The sequence below is a fragment of the Ramlibacter sp. P4_H7 genome (assembly GCF_056400765.1).
Genome location: NZ_JBFUKP010000015.1, coordinates 1 through 19,361, shown reverse-complemented (window position 1 = coordinate 19,361; position 19,361 = coordinate 1). Strand labels below are relative to the sequence as shown.

Genomic DNA, 19,361 nt, shown 5'->3' with positions numbered 1-19,361 from the left:
TACATTGACAGCCGCACTGCGCGCGATCCAACGCAGTACGCAACGAAGGAGGCTTCATGGACGTCGTCCGCAATTTCCTCACGCGTTACGAAACCAAGCGCGAGGAAGAGTTGTCGATCGAGGACTACCTCGAGCTGTGCAAACGCGACCCGCTGACGTATGCCACGGCCGCAGAACGCATGCTGGCCGCGATCGGCGAGCCCGAGATGGTTGACACCCGCCACGATCAGCGGCTGTCGCGCATCTTCGGCAACAAGGTGATCCGCGTTTACCCCGCATTCAAGGACTTCTACGGGCTGGAAGAGCCGATCGAGCAGGTCGTCTCGCACTTCCGCCATGCCGCGCAGGGCCTGGAAGAGAAGAAGCAGATCCTGTATCTGCTGGGCCCGGTGGGCGGCGGCAAGTCGTCCATCGCCGAGCGCCTCAAGCAGCTGATGGAACAGGTCCCGTTCTACGCCCTCAAGGGCTCGCCGGTGAACGAGTCGCCGCTGGGCCTGCTGTCCAACGACGAGGATGGCCCGCTGCTGGAACAGCAGTTCGGCATCCCCCGCCGCTACACGCAACGCATCATGTCGCCCTGGGCCGTCAAGCGCCTCGAGGAATACGGCGGCGACATCCGCAAGTTCCGCGTCGTCAAGCGCTTCCCCTCGATCCTCAAGCAGATCGCCGTCGCCAAGACGGAGCCGGGCGACGAGAACAACCAGGACATCTCTTCCCTGGTCGGCAAGATCGACATCCGCAAGCTCGAGACCTTCGCGCAGGACGACCCGGACGCCTATAGCTACTCCGGCGGCCTGTGCCTGGCCAACCAGGGCCTGCTGGAATTCGTCGAGATGTTCAAGGCGCCGATCAAGGTGCTGCATCCGCTGCTGACCGCCACGCAGGAAGGCAACTTCAAGGGCACGGAAGGCTTCGGCGCGATCCCGTTCGACGGCATCGTGATGGCCCACTCGAACGAGAGCGAGTGGAAGGCCTTCAAGAACAACAAGAACAACGAGGCCTTCCTCGACCGCATCTATGTCGTCAAGGTTCCGTACTGCCTGCGCGTCACCGAGGAAGTGAAGATCTACGAGAAGCTGATCTCCAACTCCTCGCTCAAGGACGCCGTCTGCGCGCCCGGCACGCTGAAGATGATGGCGCAGTTCTCGGTGCTCACGCGACTGAAGGAACCGGAAAACTCCAGCATCTTCTCCAAGATGCTGATCTACGACGGCGAGAACCTCAAGGACACCGATCCCAAGGCGAAGAGCTACCAGGAATACCGCGACTACGCCGGCGTCGACGAGGGCATGACGGGCATCTCCACCCGCTTCGCCTTCAAGATCATCTCCAAGGTGTTCAATTTCGGCTCCGAGGAAGTCGCGGCCAACCCGGTGCACCTGATGTACGTGCTCGAACAGCAGATCGAGCGCGAACAGTTCCCGGCCGAGACCGAACAGAAGTACCTGTCGTACATCAAGGAACACCTGGCCGCCCGCTATGCGGAGTTCATCGGCAAGGAGATCCAGACGGCCTACCTGGAGTCCTACTCGGAATACGGCCAGAACATCTTCGACCGCTACGTCACGTACGCCGACTTCTGGATCCAGGACCAGGAATTCCGCGACACAGACACGGGCGAGATCTTCGACCGCGCCGCGCTGAACGCCGAACTGGAGAAGATCGAGAAGCCGGCCGGCCTGTCCAACCCCAAGGACTTCCGCAACGAGATCGTCAATTTCGTGCTGCGGGCGCGCGCCAACAACGCGGGCAAGAACCCGGTGTGGACCAGCTACGAGAAGCTGCGCACGGTGATCGAGAAGAAGATGTTCTCGAACACCGAGGAACTGCTGCCGGTGATCAGCTTCAACGCGAAGGCCAGCGCCGACGAGGCGAAGAAGCACGAGGATTTCGTCAACCGCATGGTCGAGAAGGGTTACACGAAACGACAGGTGCGCTTGCTCTGCGAGTGGTACCTGCGCGTTCGCAAGAGTTCGTGATCCAGGCCGCAAGCGACTTGAACAGAGGAAGGGCCGCCCAGTGAGCAACAGTAGCGGTGGCGAGCGGTCCATGCTCCACCAGGTCATCGACCGGCGCCTGTCGGGCAAGAACAAGTCGATCGGCAACCGGGAACGCTTCCTGCGCCGCTACCGCGAACAGATCAAGGAAGCGGTGCGCAAGGCGGTCGGCGACCGCAGCATCACCGACATGGAGGACGGAGCGGACATCACCCTGCCCAAGCGGGACGTGTCCGAGCCCACCTTCGGCCATGCGCCCGGCGGCAGCCGGGAACTGGTGCACCCCGGCAACGAGGAATACATCCGCGGCGACCGCATCCAGCGGCCGCAGGGCGGCGGCGGCGGCGGCTCCGGCGGCAGCGGCGCCTCGCAGGACGGGCAGGGCGAGGACGACTTCGTCTTCCGGATCACGCGCGAAGAGTTCATGAACTACTTCTTCGACGACCTGGCCCTGCCGCGCATGATCCGAACGCAGCTGCTGGCCGACGTGCCGGAATGGAAGCTGCGCCGCGCAGGCTACGTGTCCGAAGGCAACCCGACCAGCCTGCACGTCGTGCGCTCGATGCGCGTGGGCCTGGCCCGCCGCATCGCCATGGGCGGCGACGCGCGCACGGAACTCAAGGAGGCCGAGCGTCAGCTGGAGGACCTGGAGCGGCGCCCCGAAGGCCCGCCGCCCGAGGTCGAGATCCTGCGCAAGCGCGTGGCCGAACTGCGCGAGCGCATGAAGCGGGTGCCCTTCCTGGACCCCTTCGACCTGCGCTACCGCAACCGCGTGCGCGAGCCCAAGCCGACCAGCAAGGCGGTGATGTTCTGCCTGATGGACGTCTCCGGCTCCATGGACGAATCGCGCAAGGACCTCGCCAAGCGCTTCTTCATCCTGCTGTACCTGTTCCTCTCGCGCCACTACGAGAAGACCGAGGTGGTGTTCATCCGCCACCACACGCAGGCGGCCGAAGTGACCGAGGACGAGTTCTTCCACGCCACCGAAAGCGGCGGCACGGTGGTGTCCAGCGCGCTCACGCTGATGAACGACATCATCCGCGAGCGCTACATGGGCAGCGAATGGAACATCTACGGCGCGCAGGCGTCGGACGGCGACAACTGGCAGCAGGACTCGTCCAAGTGCCGCGAGCTGCTGGACGGCAAGATCCTGCCGCTGGTGCGTTACTACGCCTATGTGCAGGTGGCCGACGAGGACCAGAACCTGTGGGAGGAATACACGCGCGTGCGGGATGCCAACGCGCACTTCGCCATGCAGAAGATCGTGACCCCCGCGCAGATCTTCCCGGTGTTCCGCGACCTGTTCAAGAAGACACCACAGGCGGCATGAGTCCCGCCCGGCCGCCCGAAGGGGCCCTTACCGCAATGCGAAGCATGGAGGCATGCCCGTGACTGAAGAAGCACTCCTGACCCCCTCCGACATGAAGAAGGACGAGAAGACGAGGCTGCCCAGTCCATCCGACTGGAACTTCGAGTTGATCGAGACCTACTTCCAGGCGATCCGGCGCACCGCCGAAAGCTTCGGGCTGGACACCTACCCGACCCAGCTGGAACTGATCACCGCGGAACAGATGCTGGACGCCTACGCCTCCGTGGGCATGCCGGTGAACTACCGGCACTGGTCCTACGGCAAGCACTTCATCCAGAGCGAGAAAAGCTACCGGCGCGGCCACATGGGCCTGGCCTACGAGATCGTCATCAACTCCGATCCGTGCATCGCCTACCTCATGGAGGAGAACACGATGCCCATGCAGGCGCTGGTGATCGCGCACGCCTGCTTCGGCCACAATTCCTTCTTCAAGGGCAACTACCTGTTCCGCATGTGGACGGACGCCAGCTCCATCATCGACTACCTGGTCTATGCCAAGAGCTTCGTGTCCGAATGCGAGGAACGCCACGGCATCGACGCGGTGGAACAGGTGCTGGACGCCTGCCATGCGTTGATGAACTACGGCGTCGACCGCTATCGCCGGCCGCAGAAGATCTCGATGGTGGAGGAAGAAAACCGCCGAAAGGACCGCGAGGCCTACCTGCAGCAGCAGGTCAACGACCTCTGGCGCACGCTGCCCACCAAGGCCGGCAAGCAGGCCAAGAAGGAACAGCGCCGCTTCCCGGAGGAGCCGCAGGAAAACATCCTGTACTTCATCGAGAAGAACGCACCGCTGCTGGAACCCTGGCAGCGCGAGATCGTGCGCATCGTGCGCAAGGTCGCCCAGTATTTCTATCCGCAGCGCCAGACCCAGGTGATGAACGAGGGCTGGGCCACGTTCTGGCACTACACGCTGCTCAACACCATGTACGACCAGGGCATGCTGTCCGATGGCTACATGATGGAGATCCTTTCCTCGCACACCAACGTGGTGTTCCAGCCGCCGATCACGCATCCCGCGTACAGCGGCATCAACCCCTATGCGCTGGGCTTCTCGATGTTCTCGGACATCAAGCGGATCTGCCAGAGCCCGACGGACGAGGACCGCCAGTGGTTCCCGGACATCGCGGGCAGCGACTGGGTCAAGACGCTGGACTACGCGATGCGCCACTTCAAGGACGAGAGCTTCATCGGCCAGTACCTCTCGCCCAAGCTGATGCGCGACATGCGCCTGTTCGCCGTGCTCGACGACTCGGCGCAGTCCGAACTGGAAGTGGCGGCCATCCACGACGAGAACGGCTACCGCCGCCTGCGCGAATCGCTGTCCCGCCAGCACGACCTGAGCTGGCGCGAACCCAACATCCAGGTGTGGAACGTCAACGCGCGCGGCGACCGCTCCCTCACGCTGCGCCACGTCCGCAACGCCGACCGGCCGCTGGACAACGGCGCCGAGGAGGTCGTGAAGCACGTGGCGCGCCTGTGGGGCTTCCGCGTCCGCCTGGAGAGCGTGGACGGCCACGACCGCGTGATGCAGCACTGGGAGGTCACGCCTCCCCAACACCACTAGGCTCTAGGGCCCAAGGCGCGCGCGTCAGGCGCTCTCGGCGCCGGACTCGCGCATCCGCCGGTGCTCGTAGCTTTGCAGGTGCACCCAGGCCGCGCGCAGCCCGGGTGCCTCCACCCCGGCCGCCCGGACCCGATGGAACATGTCACCCACGACGTGCGCTCCCTCGCTCGGCCGCCCCGCTTCCAGGTCGCGCAGCATCGAGGCGGTGAGGGTGGATCCGCGCTGTTGCAGCACGCCGCGGTACCAGGCCGCCGAAGCGTCGCCTGGCGCGTGGCCGGCGGCACGCGCCGCGGCGCAGCAGGCCTCGTAAGTCTCGGCGACCAGCGCGGCGCCTTCCTCGGCGGCGACGATGTCACCGATCGCCGCGCGCATCAGGCAGGTCATGGAGGCGATGGTGGCCAGGCCCGCGAACTTCTCCCACAGCTCCTGCCAGATGTCCGCCGCCAGCACGGTTTCCACGGGCGTGCGCCGGAACAGCGCTTCCAGCTCGCGCAGCCGGCCGGGTGCACCCGCGCTGCTGTCCGGCAGCGGCCCGAACACGATCCGGTGCAGCGGCGCGATCTGCACCACTTCCCCGCTGGATGACAGGGTGGCCGGGATGCCGCAGCTGCCGCCCACAACGCGGTCCGCGCCGAAGGCCTGTTGCAGTTGCTCGATGTGGGCGATGCCATTGAGCAGCGGCAGGACCAGGGTGCCCGGCCCGACGGCGCTGCGGATGTCCTCGATCGCCGCCTCCAGGTCGTAGGCCTTGCAGGCGACGATCACCAGGTCGAAGGGGGAGCGCAGCTGCGACTGCAGGAGGGCAACGGCAGGCACCTGGAAATCGCCGTGCGGGCTGCGGACGACCAGCCCGTGCGTGCGCAGCTGCCCGGCACGCCGCTCGCGCACGAGGAATGTCACGTCGCCGCCCGCCTGCACCAGGCGGGCCCCGAAGTAACCGCCGATCGCACCGGCGCCGAGAACCAGGATCTTCATCGTTGCTCCCAGGTGGGTGAAGGGCGCCGCGGCGTCACGGCATGCCGGGCGCCCGGTGCGCCGCATGCAGCCAGGCGTTGCGCGCCGGTGCCCAGGCACCGATGATGCGCCACCATGCCGCGAAGCGCTGCCGTCCGGGCCCTTCCCCTCGTCGTCCTCCTCACTTTGGTGTGGGGCACCAACTGGTCCCTGTTTCCCCTGGCCGTGCGGGAAGTGTCCGTCTGGACCTTCCGCGCGGTGAGCCTCACCGGCGCGGGGCTGTTCCTCCTCGCATTCGCCCGGCTGCGCGGGATCCCCGCCGTGATCCCGCGGGCTTACTGGAAGCCGGTCGCGGCGGCGGCGCTCATCTACCTGGTGGTCTGGAACCTGGCCAGCACCTACGCGGCGATCCTGATCCCTTCCGGGCAGGCCGCGATCCTCGGCTTCACCATGCCGCTGTGGACCGTGCTGGTGGTCTGGGCGGTGTACGGCGAGCGGCCGACCGCTCGCATGCTGGTCGCCGTCGCGCTGGCGGCGCTTGGCGTGATCCTGCTGATGGTGCCGGCGCGCGCTGCCTACCGCGACGCACCGGCGGGCTTCCTGCTTGGCCTCGCCGCCGGCCTCGGCTGGGCGGTCGGCACAGTGATCCTCAAGCGCGCCGCCGTGCCGGTGCCGGCGCTGGTGCTCACGGCCTGGCAGCTGCTGGTCGCCGCCGTGCCGCTGTGGGTGGGGGCGCTCTGGCTGGGGCAGGGCCACTGGTTCCTGCCGTCCACCGCATCGATCCTGGTCATCGCCTACATCACCGTGGTGCCGATGGCGATCGGCAATGCCGCGTGGTTCGCCATCGTCGGCCTGCTGCCGGCCAGCGTTGCCGGCCTGTCCTCGGTGATGGTGCCCATCCTGGCGATGCTCACGGGGGCCGTCGTGCACGCGGAGCCGCTGGGTGCCTGGCAGATCGGCGCGATGGCGTGCAGCGCGAGCGCGCTGGTGCTCGCGCTCGCCCGCAAGGCCTGAGCCTGCGCCCGCGCAGGCGGCGCCGAATTCCTGTCCACCGGCCGCGACCGCCTTGTCGCTTCCGGGACCTTGGCTGGCGGCTGAAGACCGCCCATTGGACCTTGGTCCGATGGTGTGCAGTGCAGCAAAACCCCACCATTTGGGCAGCCCCGCGGGGGCGCACGCCAGTCGGGCACCCCTCGCCGCATGCCGCCCCGCAGGGAAGCCACCCTCTTTGCCTGTCGGGAGCAGACATGAACGACCCCACCCGCCATCTGTCGCGCAGCACGGCGCTGTCCGCCAAGGTCGGCCAGCTGATGCAGAAGCGCCTGACCGTGGCGCAGGAGCATTTCACCGAGCGCGCCCGCAAGGCGGTCGAGGCCCACGGCGGCCCCGCCGCCGCGAAGCCGCAGGCGCCCCTGGATCTGTGGACCGGCGCGGCCGACTATGCGGTCGATTTCGCCCAGCGCTCCGTGCTGTTCTGGGACACGCTGCGCGAGCGCGGCAACCAGTTCGTCGATCGCACGCGCAGCGGGCTGCCCCCGGTGCTGCACTTCGACTACGAAATGGAAATCGACGGGCGCGCGCTCACGCAGCCGGTCAACTACGCCCTGGTGCGCATCGTCCCGCCCGATGGCGTGCAGGTCGATCCCAAGCTGCGCCCCTACGTCGTGATCGACCCCCGGGCGGGCCATGGCCCGGGCATCGGCGGCTTCAAGGACGATTCGCAGGTGGGGGTGGCCCTGCGCGCGGGCCACCCCGTGTACTTCGTCATCTTTTTCCCCGAGCCGGAACCCGGCCAGACGCTGCTGGACGTCTGCAAGGCCGAGAAGGTCTTCGTGGGGCACGTGCACGCGCTGCATCCCAAGGCGCCCAAGCCCGCCATCATCGGCAACTGCCAGGGCGGATGGGCCGCCATGATGCTGGCCGCCGCCAATCCGGACGACACCGGCCCGGTGGTGATCAACGGCGCCCCGATGTCCTATTGGGGCGGTGCCTGGGAAGAGGGCGAGGGCGACAACCCGATGCGCTACGCCGGCGGCATGCTGGGCGGCACCTGGCTGGCCTCGTTCACCTCGGACCTCGCCGGCGGCAAGTTCGACGGCGCCTGGCTGGTGCAGAACTTCGAGAACCTCAATCCCGCCAACACCTTCTGGGACAAGTACTACCACGTGTTCGCCAACGCGGACACCGAGCCGCCGCGCTTCCTGGACTTCGAGCGCTGGTGGGGCGGCTTCTACCTGATGAACCGCGAGGAGATCGAGTGGATCACCCGCAACCTGTTCGTCGGCAACAAGCTGTGGTCGGGATCGGTGGAGACCGGGCAGGGCGGCATGTTCGACCTGCGCGCGATGAAGGTGCCGATCGTGCTGTTCGCGTCCATGGGCGACAACATCACGCCGCCGGAACAGGCCTTCAACTGGGTGGCCGACGTGTACGGCAGCACCGAGGAGATCAAGGCCAACGGGCAGGTGATCGTGGGCCTGGTGCACAAGGACATCGGCCACCTGGGCATCTTCGTGTCCGGCAAGGTCGCCAAGAAGGAGCACGCGCAGATCGTGAACGTCATGGAAGTGATCGAGGCGCTGCCGCCCGGCCTGTACGCCATGCACATCACCGAGCGTAACGGCAAGGGCGCGCCCCAGTACGAGGTGGATTTCGAGGAACGTCGGCTGGAGGACGTGGTGAAGAACCTCAATCGCCTGCAGCGCGCCGACGAGAAGCCGTTCGAGGCCGTGGCCGCGGTGTCGGACTTCAACCAGCGCGCCTACGAGCTGTTTGCGCGCCCGCTGGTGCAGGCCCTATCCACAGAGTTCTCGGGCCAGCTGCAACGCACCTTCCATCCCCTGCGCCTGCAGCGCTGGTCGATCTCCGACCTGAACCCGGCGCTGTGGTGGCTCAAGCCCGCCGCCGAGATGGTCAAGCAGCAGCGCAAGGCCCTTGCCGACGACCACCCGCTGCGCAAGAACGAGAAGCTGATGTCCGAGCTGACCAGCGCGGCGATCGATTACCACCGTGCGGTGCGCGACGCGATGAGTGAGTCGCAGTTTTTCCAGCTGTACGGCAACCTGTTCTCGCTGTACCTGGCCGACCGGCCGGAATTCGCGCCCGGCAAGCAGCAGGCGCAGGATCCGCGCGAGCAGCCCGTGGTGCAGGAGGCGCTGGCGGCCATCGACCAGGGCGGCTATGCCGCGGCCACCGCGCGCGCCGCCTTCCTGCTGGCGCGCAAGGGCGAGCCGCTGCCGCTGTCGCGCCTGCAGCTGAAGAAGGAGCTAATCGGCGATTACAAGGCACTGCTGCCGGCGATTTCCATGGACGAGGCGCGCAAGGTCCGAGGCGAACAGGAACTGATCGTGCGCTACGCGCCCGAGAAGGCGGTGGAGAGCCTGGCGCAGCTGTTGCCGCAGAAGTCGGATCGCCAGCGGCTGCTGTCGCTGCTGGACCGGCTGATGGCCGACCAGCGCGTGCAGAAGTTCAAGCCGCTGCCCGAACAGATCGCCATGCTGGAACGCATCCGCACCACGGTCGGCGGCGGCGATGGCGCAACCCAGAAACGGCGGGTGCCCGCCCGTTCCGCGCGGAGGGCCCTGTGATGGACCGGCCGCATGCCAACTACGAGCGCCTGCTGGCGCGGGCCAGGGAGTTGCCGGCGGTGCCGACCGCCGTGGTGCATCCCTGCGACGCCTCGTCCATCCAGGGCGCAGTGGACGCAGCCAAGATGGGGATCATTTCGCCGATCCTGGTCGGGCCGGCCGAGCGCATCCGCGCCGCGGCGCGGCAGGCGGACGTGGACATCTCCGGCTACGAGATCGTCGACACCCCGCACAGCAACGCCTCCGCGTCGGAAGCGGTGCGGCTGGTGCGCGAAGGGCGCGCGGAATGCCTGATGAAGGGCAGCCTGCACACCGACGAACTGATGGCCGCAGTGGTCTCGCGCGAGGGCGGCCTGCGCACGGCGCGGCGCATCAGCCATTGCTTCGTGATGGACGTGCCCAGCTACGCCTACCCGCTGATCGTCTCCGACGCGGCCGTCAACATCGCGCCGACGCTGGAGGACAAGGTCCACATCGTGCAGAACGCGATCGACCTGGGCTGCGCCCTGGGCAGCGAGGAAGTGCGCGTCGCGATCCTGTCGGCGATGGAGACGGTCAATCCCAAGGTGCCGTCCACCATCGAGGCGGCGGCGCTGTGCAAGATGGCCGACCGCGGCCAGATCACGGGCGGCATCCTGGACGGCCCGCTCGCGCTGGACAACGCGATCAACCTGCAGGCCGCGGCCATCAAGAAGATCGACTCGCCGGTGGCCGGGCGCGCCAACGTGCTGATCGTGCCGGACCTGGAAGCCGGCAACATGCTGGCCAAGAGCCTGACCTTCCTGGCCGGGGCCGACGCCGCCGGCATCGTGCTGGGCGCCAAGGTGCCCATCATCCTGACCAGCCGCGCCGACTCGGTGATGACGCGGCTGGCGTCCTGCGCGGTCGCTTCGCTGGTGGCGCATGCGCGCCGCGAGGCGCTGTCCAAGGCCGTGCAGTGAAGGGGGCGCACCATGGCTGATGCGATCGCCGTCCTCAACGCCGGCTCCTCCAGCATCAAGTACTCGCTGTTCCTGCTGCGCGGCAAGGAGCTGGAACTGGCGCTGCGCGGGCAGGTGGAGGGCATCTACACCCAGCCGCGCTTCGTGGCCAAGGACGCCGCCGGCAAACTGCTGGCGGAGAAGAATTGGGGCGAGGGCGTGCAACTGGGCCACGAAGGCGCGCTGGACCACCTGGTTCCCTTCGTGCGCGAGCACCTGGGCGGCGACAACCTGGCCGCGATCGGCCACCGCGTGGTCCACGGCGGCATGGACTACGCGCGGCCGGTGCGGATGAACGCGCACATCCTCGACGCGCTGCGCAAGTTCGAACCGCTCGCCCCGCTGCACCAGCCCCACAACCTTGCACCGATCGAACTGCTGATGCAGCGGCAGCCCGACATGCCGCAGGTGGCCTGCTTCGACACCGCCTTCCACCGCAGCAACCCCGAGGTCGCGCAGATGTTCGCGCTGCCGGCCCGGTTCCATGCGGAGGGCGTGCGGCGCTATGGCTTCCACGGCCTGTCCTACGAGTACATCGCCTCCGTGCTGCCGCAGGTGGACCTGCGCGCAGCGCGCGGGCGCACGATCGTCCTGCACCTGGGCAACGGCGCCAGCATGTGCGCGCTGGCCGACGGCCGCAGCGTGGCCAGCACCATGGGCTTCACCGCCGTGGACGGGCTGCCCATGGGCACGCGCTGCGGCGCCATCGACCCCGGGGTGATCCTGTACCTGATGGACCAGCGCGGCATGGACGTGCGCGCCATCGAGAAGCTGGTCTACAGCCAGTCCGGCCTGCTGGGCGTCTCGGGCATCTCGAGCGACATGCGCGCACTGCTGGAGAGCGACGAGCCCGGCGCGCGCACGGCGATCGACCTGTACGTCTACCGCATCCGCCGCGAGCTCGGCTCGCTGGCCGCGGCGCTGGGCGGGCTGGACGCGATCGTCTTCACCGCCGGCATCGGCGAGCACGCTGCGCCGATCCGCCAGCGCGTCTGCGAGGACGCGGGCTGGCTGGGCGTGGAACTCGATGCCGCCGCCAACGCCCAGGACGGCCCGCGCATCAGCACGCCGGCGAGCCGTGTGCCCGTCTGGGTGCTGCCCACCAACGAAGAGCTGATGATCGCCCGCCACACGCGCTCGGTCCTCACCGGTTCATGAGTTCCCGGAAGCCGACAGCATGATGCAGGTTCCCACCCCGGCCCTGAAGGGCATGAAGGCGCTGGTCGTCGGCGTCGCCAACGAGCATTCCATCGCGTACGGCTGCGCGTCGGCCTTCCACCAGCTGGGCGCCGACCTGGCGATCACCTACGTCAACGAGAAGTCGAAGGCGTTCGTGGAGCCCATCGCGCGCGAGCTGCAGGCTTCGCTGCTGCTGCCGCTGGACGTGGCCCGGGACGGCGAGCTGGAGGCCGTGTTCGGGCGCATCGCCGAGGACTGGGGCCAGCTCGACATCCTGGTGCACTCGGTCGCCTGGGCGCCCAGGGAGGACCTGCTGGGCGGCCTGCTCGACTGCAGCGCCGAGGGCTTCGCCAAGGCCATGGACATCTCCTGCCACTCGTTCGTGCGCATGGCGAAGCTGGCCGCGCCGCTGATGAAGAACGGCGGGACGATGATGGCCATGAGCTACCACGGCGCGCAGAAGGTGGTGCCCAACTACAACGTCATGGGCCCCGTGAAGGCCGCGCTGGAAGCCAGCTGCCGCTACCTCGCATACGAGCTCGGGCCGCGCGGCATCCGCGTGCACCCGGTCTCGCCCGGACCACTGAAGACCCGGGCCGCGTCCGGCCTGAAGGACTTCGACCTGCTGCTCAACGCCGCCATGGAGCGCGCGCCGGTGGGCGAACTGGTCGACATCATGGACGTGGGCTTCGCCTGCGCCTGGCTCGCCACGCCCTACGCGCGCCGCATCACCGGCGGCACGGTGTACGTCGACGGCGGCGTGCACATCATGGGATGACAATGAAGGAGACAGCATGCGCATCGTGATCGGAAACCTGCCCGACGACGTCGACGAGGAGGGCATCCGCGACGCCCTCTCGCCGTTCGCCCCCGTCGACTCCATCAAGCTCGTGCACGAGAGCGGCGCCCCCACCGCCGTGATCGACATGGAGACCACCCGCGCGCACGCGGAACAACTGGCCCAGCGCATCCGCGGACGGCTCTACCAGGGCAAGGCGCTCAACGCCTGGGTGCCCACCATGGACTGGTAGCGTGGGCGATTCGCTCTTCGACCGCACGCTGGGCGTCCTGTTCGGCCGGCAGCAGCAGGTGCGCCCCGACCAGGACCGCGAGTTCGTGGCCGAGCTCACGGACCTGGTGGTGGACACGGTCGAGCCCAAGGTGCGGGCGAACCGGCGCTACCGGCAGAAGCTGGAACCCTGCATCCGGACCACCATCGCCTACCTGCGCGAAGTGGGACGCATGCCGCTGGAGCCGGTGGTGCTGGCACGCGCGCGCTGGAGCGGCGACCCTTGCGTCAACGCCTTCTTCGGCAGCGCGGACGACATCCCGGCCTTCCTGGGCCGCAGCAAGGAACTGCGGGCCTTCTTCGACGACCCGGCCCACGCCGATGTCGCCGAGGCCTTCGCGCTGCTGGGCATGCGGCGCGAGGAGAAGACGGTGTTCGCCCCGCGCTTCGAGAACGGCATGCTGTCCGAGGAGGTCACGCAGACCACGGTCAACTTCACCGGCCACAAGCTGGTGGGCGTCTCGGCCACCGAGCACGAATCCCGGCTGGAAGTGGGCAAGCGCATCATGCTGCGGCTGGCGCAGGTGGCGCTGGGCCGCATCCTCGAGATCGACCGCAAGGGCCTGAAGCACGAGCAGCACAAGTCCTACCTCTCCACGCGGCTGCGCTTCCTGAAGCTGGCGCAGGACGGCATGGAAGGCATCGTGGACGATCCCGCCACGGTGGCGCAGCAGATCGCGCAGGTGCAGCGCGAGCTGGACCAGGCCGTGAAGGACTTCATCGAGGTGAAGTCCACGCTCGCCACGCTGGACGGCTACATCGCGCAGATCGAGGAGGTCTTCGGCCACCCCGAGCGGCACGTCGCGCTCGCGCGCAGCGAACTGCGGATGAACCGCATGAACGTGAAGGTGGAGCCCGGGCGCGACGAACCGCACCAGGCGCTCACCCTGGCCGAGCTGCGGGTGGGTGAGCACCTGAAGGCGGTGATCGCCTTCGTGCGCTGCCCGCGCTCGGAGCTGCCGGCCCGCGAGGACCTGCTGGCCAAGGCCGAGCGCTTTCTCTAGCAAGCAGGGCCGCGACGAGCGCTTCGCGCGGCCTTCCTTGCAGGCGCGATGCCGGTGCTGCTAGATTGCAGCGAGCCGGGCATCGCGCCCGCGAGGAGATTCCATGTACGCATCGCAACTGTTCGCCGGCCAGCGCATCCTGGTCACCGGCGGCGGCACCGGCCTGGGCCAGGCCATGGCCGAGCGCTTCCTGGCGCTCGGCGCCGACGTCGCCATCTGCGGCCGCCGCAAGGCCGTGTGCGACGAGACCGCGGCGGCCTGGCGCGAGCGCTTTCCGCAACGGCGCATCGACACCTTCGGCGTGGACATCCGCGTGGCGCAGGCGGTGGAGGAGATGGTCGAGTCGCTGTGGGCCGGCGGCGGCCTCACGGGCCTGGTCAACAACGCGGCGGGCAACTTCATCGCGCCGACCGAGAGCCTGTCGCCGCGCGCCTTCGACGCGATCGCCAACATCGTCTTCCACGGCACCTTCTACGTGACGCAGGCGGTCGGCAAGCGCTGGGTGGCCGAGGCGAAGGCGGGCCAGTGGACGCCCGAGCGGCCGTTCCGCAGCGTGATGAGCATCGTCACCACCTGGGTGGACAACGGCAGCCCCTACGTCGTGCCCTCGGCCATGAGCAAGGCCGGCATCGACGTGATGACCAAGTCGCTGGCGGTCGAGTGGGCCCGCCACGGCGTGCGGCTGAACACGGTGGGTCCCGGCGAGATTCCCACCGAAGGGATGAGCAAGCGCCTGAATCCCGGAGAGGAACCCGGCGCGCGCAGCAAGGCCAAGAACCCGATGGCGCGGCCGGGCCGCATGAGCGAACTGCAGAACCTCGCCGCCTTCCTGATGGCGCCGGGCCAGTGCGACTGGCTCACCGGCCAGAGCATCATGATGGATGGTGGCAACGCCCTGGCCACGGGCGGCAACTTCTACGAGCTGCGCGAATGGAGCGATGCGGAATGGCAGGCGGCGCGCGAGCGCATCGAGGCGCAGAACGCCAAGGACCGGGCCCAGCGCTAGGGGAGACGGGGATGCAGCACGACGAGCAGCAGATTCGTGAACTGGTTGCGACCTGGATGGCCGCGACGCGCTCCAGCGACGTGGAAACGGTGCTGGGACTGATGACGGACGACGTGGTCTTCCTGGTGCCCGGCCGGGAGCCCATGCGCAAGGCCGAGTTCGCGGCGGGCATGCGCGCGCACGCGGGCGCGGGTCCCAGCTTCGACGGCAGCAGCGACATCCAGGAGATCGAGGTCGCGGGCGAGTGGGCCTGGCTGTGGAGCCGCCTGCGCGTGGTCGCGACGCCGGCGGACGGCTCGCCGCGCGTGCAGCGCCAGGGGCACACGCTGACCGTGCTGCGCAAGGTCCGGGGCCGCTGGCTGCTGGCGCGGGATGCGAACCTGCTGGGCGCGCCCGAGCCCGCCTGATCGAAGCGAAGGGAGCAAGCGTGCTGGAACTGCGACCCACCTGCGAACACTGCAACAAGGCACTGCCGCCCGCGTCGACCGAGGCGCGCATCTGCAGCTACGAATGCACGTTCTGCGCGGACTGCGTGGACAGCGTCCTCGCCAACGTCTGCCCGAACTGCGGCGGTGGCTTCGTGCCCCGTCCCATCCGGCCGGCGCGCAACTGGAAGGGCGGCAACTACCTCGGCAAGGACCCGGCCGGCACGAAAGTCCGGCATAAGCCGGTGGATCCGGCGGCGCACGCGCTGTTTTCCGAGCCCATCCGCAAGCTGCGCCCCGAGCAACGCTGAGCTGGGTTCGCGGCCGCTGCCCGAGAACGCCGGCTGCGGTCGCGCCCCACGAAGCCGGCGTGCACTGCGCGAGCCTCGCGTGTTCATGCCGGGCGCCCATGGCGTGAACGTGTGTCCCTCCCTCCTTTGGCGTAAGCGCGGTGCGCGCACCTTGACTAAGGTTCGGTGCCACGTCGTCGCAGCCACCAGGGAATCTCCCATGTCCACTCCGCTCACCTCACTCCAGCCTGCTGTCGAGCTTGCCTTTCACGCCTGGAAAGTTCCCGAAGCTGTTGCGAGGCGCTTCGAATTTGTTTCAACGGCGGCGGCATTCACACTTCGTTTCTTCACCGCCGAGTTGCTCCTGCTACGCGGCGTCCCTAAGCTGTGCTTCCCTTTGTTGCATCTCGCCGGTGCGACCCCTGGCCGACATGGCTTCGCAGGGTCGGCGGCGGTGCCCCGGGGGCCGGATTGCGCCGGGGCTTCGTGCACTGCAAGCCTCCATCGCCACCGGAAGGAGGACTGATATGTACACCGCCACGTCCCGGAGCACGGAAGCCCCCCCGGTCGAACTCGCCATGCCGGTCCTGCGCCCGCGCAAGCTGCTGCTGGTCGATGACCACGAGCTGGTGCGCTACGGCGTGAAGGCTTGCTACACCGAACTGCACGGCGTCCCGCTGCACTGGATCGAGGCGACGTCGCTGCAGGATGCGCTCGCCATCTACGCGCGCGAACCCGAGATCGACGCGGTGCTGCTGGACCTCAATCTCGCCGACTGCAAGGGCCTGCAGGGATTGCGGCAGTTCGTCCACGAGCAACCGATGGCGCGCATCGCCGTCTTCAGTGCCACGCAGGACGAGTTCGTGATCCGGCAGGCGCGCGCGCTCGGCGCCATCGGCTACGTGTCGAAGACTGCGGCCAGCGCCGAAGTCCGCGAGCTGCTGTCCGCGCTGCTGTGGCCGCAGGGCAGCCCGCAGGCCCGCCGCATCGCGCCGGCGCAGGCCCTGTTCCCGCGCTTCCCGTCGTCCGCCATGTACGACCGCGTCGCCGAACTGGGACCGCGCCACCTGGAGATCCTGGAGATGGTGCTGTCCGGGTGCACCAACCAGGAGATCAGCGACTCCATGGGACTGGCGCTGGGCACGGTGAAGAACTACGTGTCGTCGCTGCTGCTGGCGCTCGACGTGAAGTCGCGCTCCCACCTCGTCAGCCTGTTCCGCTAGCGGGCCTGCCGTGTCCGCCCTGCTGCGCAGCGACGGGGCCACCGGCGACCGCGCGGCAATCCCGCGCACTCCCCGTGCGACCTTCGTCGCGGTGTCCTGCCCCGAGGGCAGTGCCTCGCAGGCCGCCGCGAACGCGAGCGGGCCTCTCGCCGATGCCAGGCTGTGGGATGCCGCCCTGCGCGCGGCGCGCGCCGCCGCCCCGGCGATGCTGGCCGCGTTTGCGCTCGCCCTGTCGTGCGATGTCCTGCTGCTCGCGCCTTCCGGGTGGCGCTGGACCTGGCTCGCCTGCACGCTGGCGGTGACCGTCGCGTGGGCCGCGAACCTCGCGGGCAGCGGCCGGCGAAGATCCTCCGCGCAGGTCCGGCGCCGGCAGCGGATGTTCATCGCGCTCGCGGCCGCGGCCCTTCTGTTGTTGGCGCTGTCGCCCTGGATGCCGGGGCCCGCCGCATCGCCGGAGGAGCGCATCGTGCTCGCCGTGGCGCTGGGCGCCGTCGCCGTGGCGGGCGCCGCGGCCTTCGCTTCCGTGCGCGGGCTCGCCGTTCTGGCGGCCGCACTCCCGCTGTCGCCCGCCGCCGCTGAAGCGCTGGTGCACGGAAGCAGCCTGGCTGCGGCCGCCGTCGGCGTGCTGCTGATGCTGGGGGCCGGCCTGGTCGCCGCCGCCAGCCGGCGCGGCTGGCTGCACGCCGCCCGCGCCGCGCTGGAACGGGAGGACCGCCTGCGCGCCATCGCCGAGGAGCGCGACGCCGCCATCCGCTCGGACCAGGAGAAGAGCCGCTTCCTCGCGATCGCCAGCCACGACCTGCGCCAGCCGATGCATGCACTGGGCCTGTTCGCGGCGACGCTGGAAAAGCGGCTGCAAGGCAGCGCCGAGGAACTGCTGGTGCACAACCTGGTGCGCTCCATCGACGCGCTGGACCGCTCCTTCAACGTGATGCTGGACGTGTCGCGCCTCGACGCCGGAACGATCGAGCCGAGCTTCCAGCGCTTTCCGCTGCGCGACCTGTTCCGCCGCCTGCACATGCATTTCGCCGGCCAGGCGGAGCAGAGCGGCCTGGGCCTGCGCTTTTCCCCCGGCGGCAAGTCGGTCACCAGCGATCCGCAACTGCTGGAGCGGCTGCTGGGCAACCTGATCCAGAACGCCATCAAGTACACGCGGCAGGGTGGGATCGTCGTCGTCGCCCGTACCGTGGACTCCTATATCAACGTCGAAGTGTGGGACACCGGCGTCGGCATCCAGGCGTCCGAGCTGCCGCGCATCTTCGACGAGTTCTACCAGGTGGGCCGCGGCGAGCGCGCGCGCGAGCGGGGCTTCGGCATGGGCCTGGCGATCGTCAAGCGCCTGGCGCAACTGCTGGGCCACCGGCTGGTGGTCGCGTCGCAGCCGGGGGGCGGCACCATGTTCCGCGTCGGCATTCCGGTCGGGGGCCTGCCCGACATCGAGGATGCGACCGCGCCCGCCGACACCTTGCCGATGCCGCTGCCGGTGCCCCAGCCGCGCACCGTGCTGATCGTGGACGACGAGGAATCGATCCGCCACGGGCTCGCGCTGCTCTTGGAAGAGTGGGGCTACCAGGTCTTCGCGGCCGGCACGGTCGAGCAGGCCGAGCAGATCGTGCAGAGCCTCGATGCGCCCCCCGACCTGATCCTGTCGGACCTGCACCTGGGGGACGGCCCCGACGGCATCGCCGCGATCGAGGCGGTGCGGCGCGTGTGCGGCTGCGACGTCGCGGCGGTGCTGATCACGGGCGACACCTCGCACGAGGAACTGCGCCGGGCGAACGACAGCGGTCACCCGGTGCTGTTCAAGCCGGTGCAACCGCGCAAGCTGCTGAACGCGCTGCGCGGGCACATCCCCTGACCGGGGTAGGCGGCGCCCGGGCCGAAATGACTTTCGGCCACTGTGCGCGCGCGGCGATGCTCCTAGAGTTGCCGCGAGCACATCGGACTGTCCCGGAATGCCCGCATGACCCACCCCGAACTCGAGCCCCTGTTGACGCCGCTCGCGGCCGACGCCCCCTGCGGCGCCGACCTCGAGTACGACCCCGCCTTCCTCGCCTTGCACGAGGCCGGCGCCGTCAAGCCCGAGCAGCAGTACGGCGACACGCTGATCGCGGCGCAGGAGCCGGACTGGGAGGCCGTGAACGACCAGGCCCGGCAGCTGGCGCTGCGCACCCGCGACCTGCGCGTGGCGGTCTGGCTGGTCCGCAGCGGCGCGCGGCTGACCGGCCTGTCGGGTGCCGTGCGGGGCCTGCAGCTGGTGCAGGCGCTGGTCGAGCGGCACTGGGACCACCTGCATCCGCAGCTGGATGCGGCCGACAACAACGACCCGACGGCGCGCGTCAATGCGCTGCAGCCGCTGCTGCATGCGAACGCGGGCCTGGCCGACCTGCGCGCGGCCAGCCTCACCGGGCGCCGTGGCGCGCTCACCGTGCGCGACCTCGAACTGGCCCTGGGCCACGCCGAGCCGGCCCCCGGCGAAAGCGTGTCGACCCAGGAGGGCGTGCTGAAAGGCGTGGCCGCCGTCATCGCCGAATCCCCCGAACTGGCCGCGCTGATGCCGGCCGGCCTGGAGGCCGTGCGGGCGCTCGGCGAAAGCCTGGACCGGCGCCTCCCCTCCACGCAGGGACTGGACTTCGCGCCGCTGCGCGCGATCCTGCAGTGCGTCGCCGACGCTGCCTTGCGCGCCACGGGCACCGCCGTCGCGCCCGCCA

17 protein-coding genes are annotated in these 19,361 nt (G+C 68.8%); 16 read left to right on the top strand and 1 reads right to left on the bottom strand.

Annotation, left to right across the window (positions count from 1 at the left end):
• Positions 1–56 precede the first annotated feature (56 nt).
• The 3 genes from AC1DSA_RS18820 to AC1DSA_RS18810 all read left to right on the top strand — a co-directional run bounded on the left by AC1DSA_RS18820 (position 57) and on the right by AC1DSA_RS18810 (position 4,933).
• Complete coding sequence (locus tag AC1DSA_RS18820; protein WP_477891975.1) at positions 57–1,979, top strand: PrkA family serine protein kinase; 1,923 nt, start codon at positions 57–59, stop codon at positions 1,977–1,979.
• 70 nt (positions 1,980–2,049) lie between these two features.
• Positions 2,050–3,327, top strand: coding sequence for a YeaH/YhbH family protein (locus tag AC1DSA_RS18815; protein ID WP_477891973.1), 1,278 nt, complete (start codon positions 2,050–2,052; stop codon positions 3,325–3,327).
• A 52-nt stretch (positions 3,328–3,379) separates the two neighbouring features.
• Entirely contained in the window at positions 3,380–4,933 is a 1,554-nt protein-coding gene (locus tag AC1DSA_RS18810; protein WP_477891971.1) for a SpoVR family protein, read from the top strand.
• A 24-nt stretch (positions 4,934–4,957) separates the two neighbouring features.
• Here the strand turns inward: AC1DSA_RS18810 and panE are convergent, their stop codons facing one another.
• Positions 4,958–5,908, bottom strand: coding sequence for a 2-dehydropantoate 2-reductase (gene panE, locus AC1DSA_RS18805; protein ID WP_477891969.1), 951 nt, complete (start codon positions 5,906–5,908; stop codon positions 4,958–4,960).
• Positions 5,909–6,022: 114 nt separating this feature from the next.
• Here panE and AC1DSA_RS18800 point away from each other — a divergent pair, with 114 nt between their 5' ends.
• The 13 genes from AC1DSA_RS18800 to AC1DSA_RS18740 all read left to right on the top strand — a co-directional run.
• On the top strand, positions 6,023–6,901 hold the full coding sequence (locus tag AC1DSA_RS18800) for a DMT family transporter (RefSeq protein WP_477891967.1): 879 nt from the start codon (positions 6,023–6,025) through the stop codon (positions 6,899–6,901).
• Positions 6,902–7,134: 233 nt separating this feature from the next.
• Positions 7,135–9,474, top strand: a complete 2,340-nt coding sequence (locus AC1DSA_RS18795; RefSeq protein ID WP_477891965.1) for a DUF3141 domain-containing protein — start codon at positions 7,135–7,137, stop codon at positions 9,472–9,474.
• Entirely contained in the window at positions 9,474–10,415 is a 942-nt protein-coding gene (locus AC1DSA_RS18790) for a bifunctional enoyl-CoA hydratase/phosphate acetyltransferase (RefSeq protein WP_477891963.1), read from the top strand. Before AC1DSA_RS18795 ends, AC1DSA_RS18790 begins: the two co-directional genes overlap by 1 nt.
• Before the next feature lie 12 nt (positions 10,416–10,427).
• On the top strand, positions 10,428–11,612 hold the full coding sequence (locus AC1DSA_RS18785; protein WP_477891961.1) for an acetate/propionate family kinase: 1,185 nt from the start codon (positions 10,428–10,430) through the stop codon (positions 11,610–11,612).
• Positions 11,613–11,634: 22 nt separating this feature from the next.
• Positions 11,635–12,411, top strand: coding sequence for an enoyl-ACP reductase FabI (gene fabI / locus AC1DSA_RS18780; RefSeq protein WP_477892159.1), 777 nt, complete (start codon positions 11,635–11,637; stop codon positions 12,409–12,411).
• Between the two features lie 16 nt (positions 12,412–12,427).
• Positions 12,428–12,664: a hypothetical protein gene (locus AC1DSA_RS18775; RefSeq protein ID WP_477891959.1), complete on the top strand. Its 237-nt coding sequence runs from the start codon at positions 12,428–12,430 to the stop codon at positions 12,662–12,664.
• A 1-nt stretch (position 12,665) separates the two neighbouring features.
• Positions 12,666–13,706, top strand: coding sequence for a hypothetical protein (locus tag AC1DSA_RS18770; protein WP_477891957.1), 1,041 nt, complete (start codon positions 12,666–12,668; stop codon positions 13,704–13,706).
• Between the two features lie 103 nt (positions 13,707–13,809).
• On the top strand, positions 13,810–14,712 hold the full coding sequence (locus tag AC1DSA_RS18765; RefSeq protein WP_477891955.1) for an SDR family oxidoreductase: 903 nt from the start codon (positions 13,810–13,812) through the stop codon (positions 14,710–14,712).
• A gap of 11 nt (positions 14,713–14,723) precedes the next feature.
• The gene (locus AC1DSA_RS18760) at positions 14,724–15,119 is read left to right on the top strand and encodes a YybH family protein (protein WP_477891953.1); all 396 of its coding nucleotides are present in this window, start codon (positions 14,724–14,726) and stop codon (positions 15,117–15,119) included.
• 20 nt (positions 15,120–15,139) lie between these two features.
• A complete protein-coding gene (locus tag AC1DSA_RS18755) occupies positions 15,140–15,448 on the top strand; it encodes a DUF1272 domain-containing protein (RefSeq protein ID WP_477891951.1) in 309 nt (102 codons plus the stop codon).
• A gap of 506 nt (positions 15,449–15,954) precedes the next feature.
• The gene (locus tag AC1DSA_RS18750) at positions 15,955–16,650 is read left to right on the top strand and encodes a response regulator (RefSeq protein WP_477891949.1); all 696 of its coding nucleotides are present in this window, start codon (positions 15,955–15,957) and stop codon (positions 16,648–16,650) included.
• A 10-nt stretch (positions 16,651–16,660) separates the two neighbouring features.
• Complete coding sequence (locus AC1DSA_RS18745) at positions 16,661–18,508, top strand: hybrid sensor histidine kinase/response regulator (protein ID WP_477891947.1); 1,848 nt, start codon at positions 16,661–16,663, stop codon at positions 18,506–18,508.
• A gap of 105 nt (positions 18,509–18,613) precedes the next feature.
• A partial coding sequence (locus tag AC1DSA_RS18740) for a type VI secretion system protein TssA (protein WP_477891945.1) occupies positions 18,614–19,361 on the top strand: 748 nt, incomplete at its 3' end.

Excerpts from the sequence above, each read along its gene's own strand:
- AC1DSA_RS18750 (WP_477891949.1), top strand. The coding sequence starts at position 15,955 with ATGTACACCGCCACGTCCCGGAGCACGGAAGCCCCCCCGGTCGAACTC.
- AC1DSA_RS18790 (WP_477891963.1), top strand. The coding sequence starts at position 9,474 with ATGGACCGGCCGCATGCCAACTACGAGCGCCTGCTGGCGCGGGCCAGG.
- AC1DSA_RS18765 (WP_477891955.1), top strand. The coding sequence starts at position 13,810 with ATGTACGCATCGCAACTGTTCGCCGGCCAGCGCATCCTGGTCACCGGC.
- AC1DSA_RS18785 (WP_477891961.1), top strand. The coding sequence starts at position 10,428 with ATGGCTGATGCGATCGCCGTCCTCAACGCCGGCTCCTCCAGCATCAAG.
- AC1DSA_RS18795 (WP_477891965.1), top strand. The coding sequence starts at position 7,135 with ATGAACGACCCCACCCGCCATCTGTCGCGCAGCACGGCGCTGTCCGCC.
- fabI (WP_477892159.1), top strand. The coding sequence starts at position 11,635 with ATGCAGGTTCCCACCCCGGCCCTGAAGGGCATGAAGGCGCTGGTCGTC.
- AC1DSA_RS18775 (WP_477891959.1), top strand. The coding sequence starts at position 12,428 with ATGCGCATCGTGATCGGAAACCTGCCCGACGACGTCGACGAGGAGGGC.
- AC1DSA_RS18800 (WP_477891967.1), top strand. The coding sequence starts at position 6,023 with ATGCCGCGAAGCGCTGCCGTCCGGGCCCTTCCCCTCGTCGTCCTCCTC.
- AC1DSA_RS18760 (WP_477891953.1), top strand. The coding sequence starts at position 14,724 with ATGCAGCACGACGAGCAGCAGATTCGTGAACTGGTTGCGACCTGGATG.
- AC1DSA_RS18820 (WP_477891975.1), top strand. The coding sequence starts at position 57 with ATGGACGTCGTCCGCAATTTCCTCACGCGTTACGAAACCAAGCGCGAG.
- AC1DSA_RS18815 (WP_477891973.1), top strand. The coding sequence starts at position 2,050 with ATGCTCCACCAGGTCATCGACCGGCGCCTGTCGGGCAAGAACAAGTCG.
- AC1DSA_RS18810 (WP_477891971.1), top strand. The coding sequence starts at position 3,380 with ATGCCCGTGACTGAAGAAGCACTCCTGACCCCCTCCGACATGAAGAAG.
- panE (WP_477891969.1), bottom strand. The coding sequence starts at position 5,908 with ATGAAGATCCTGGTTCTCGGCGCCGGTGCGATCGGCGGTTACTTCGGG.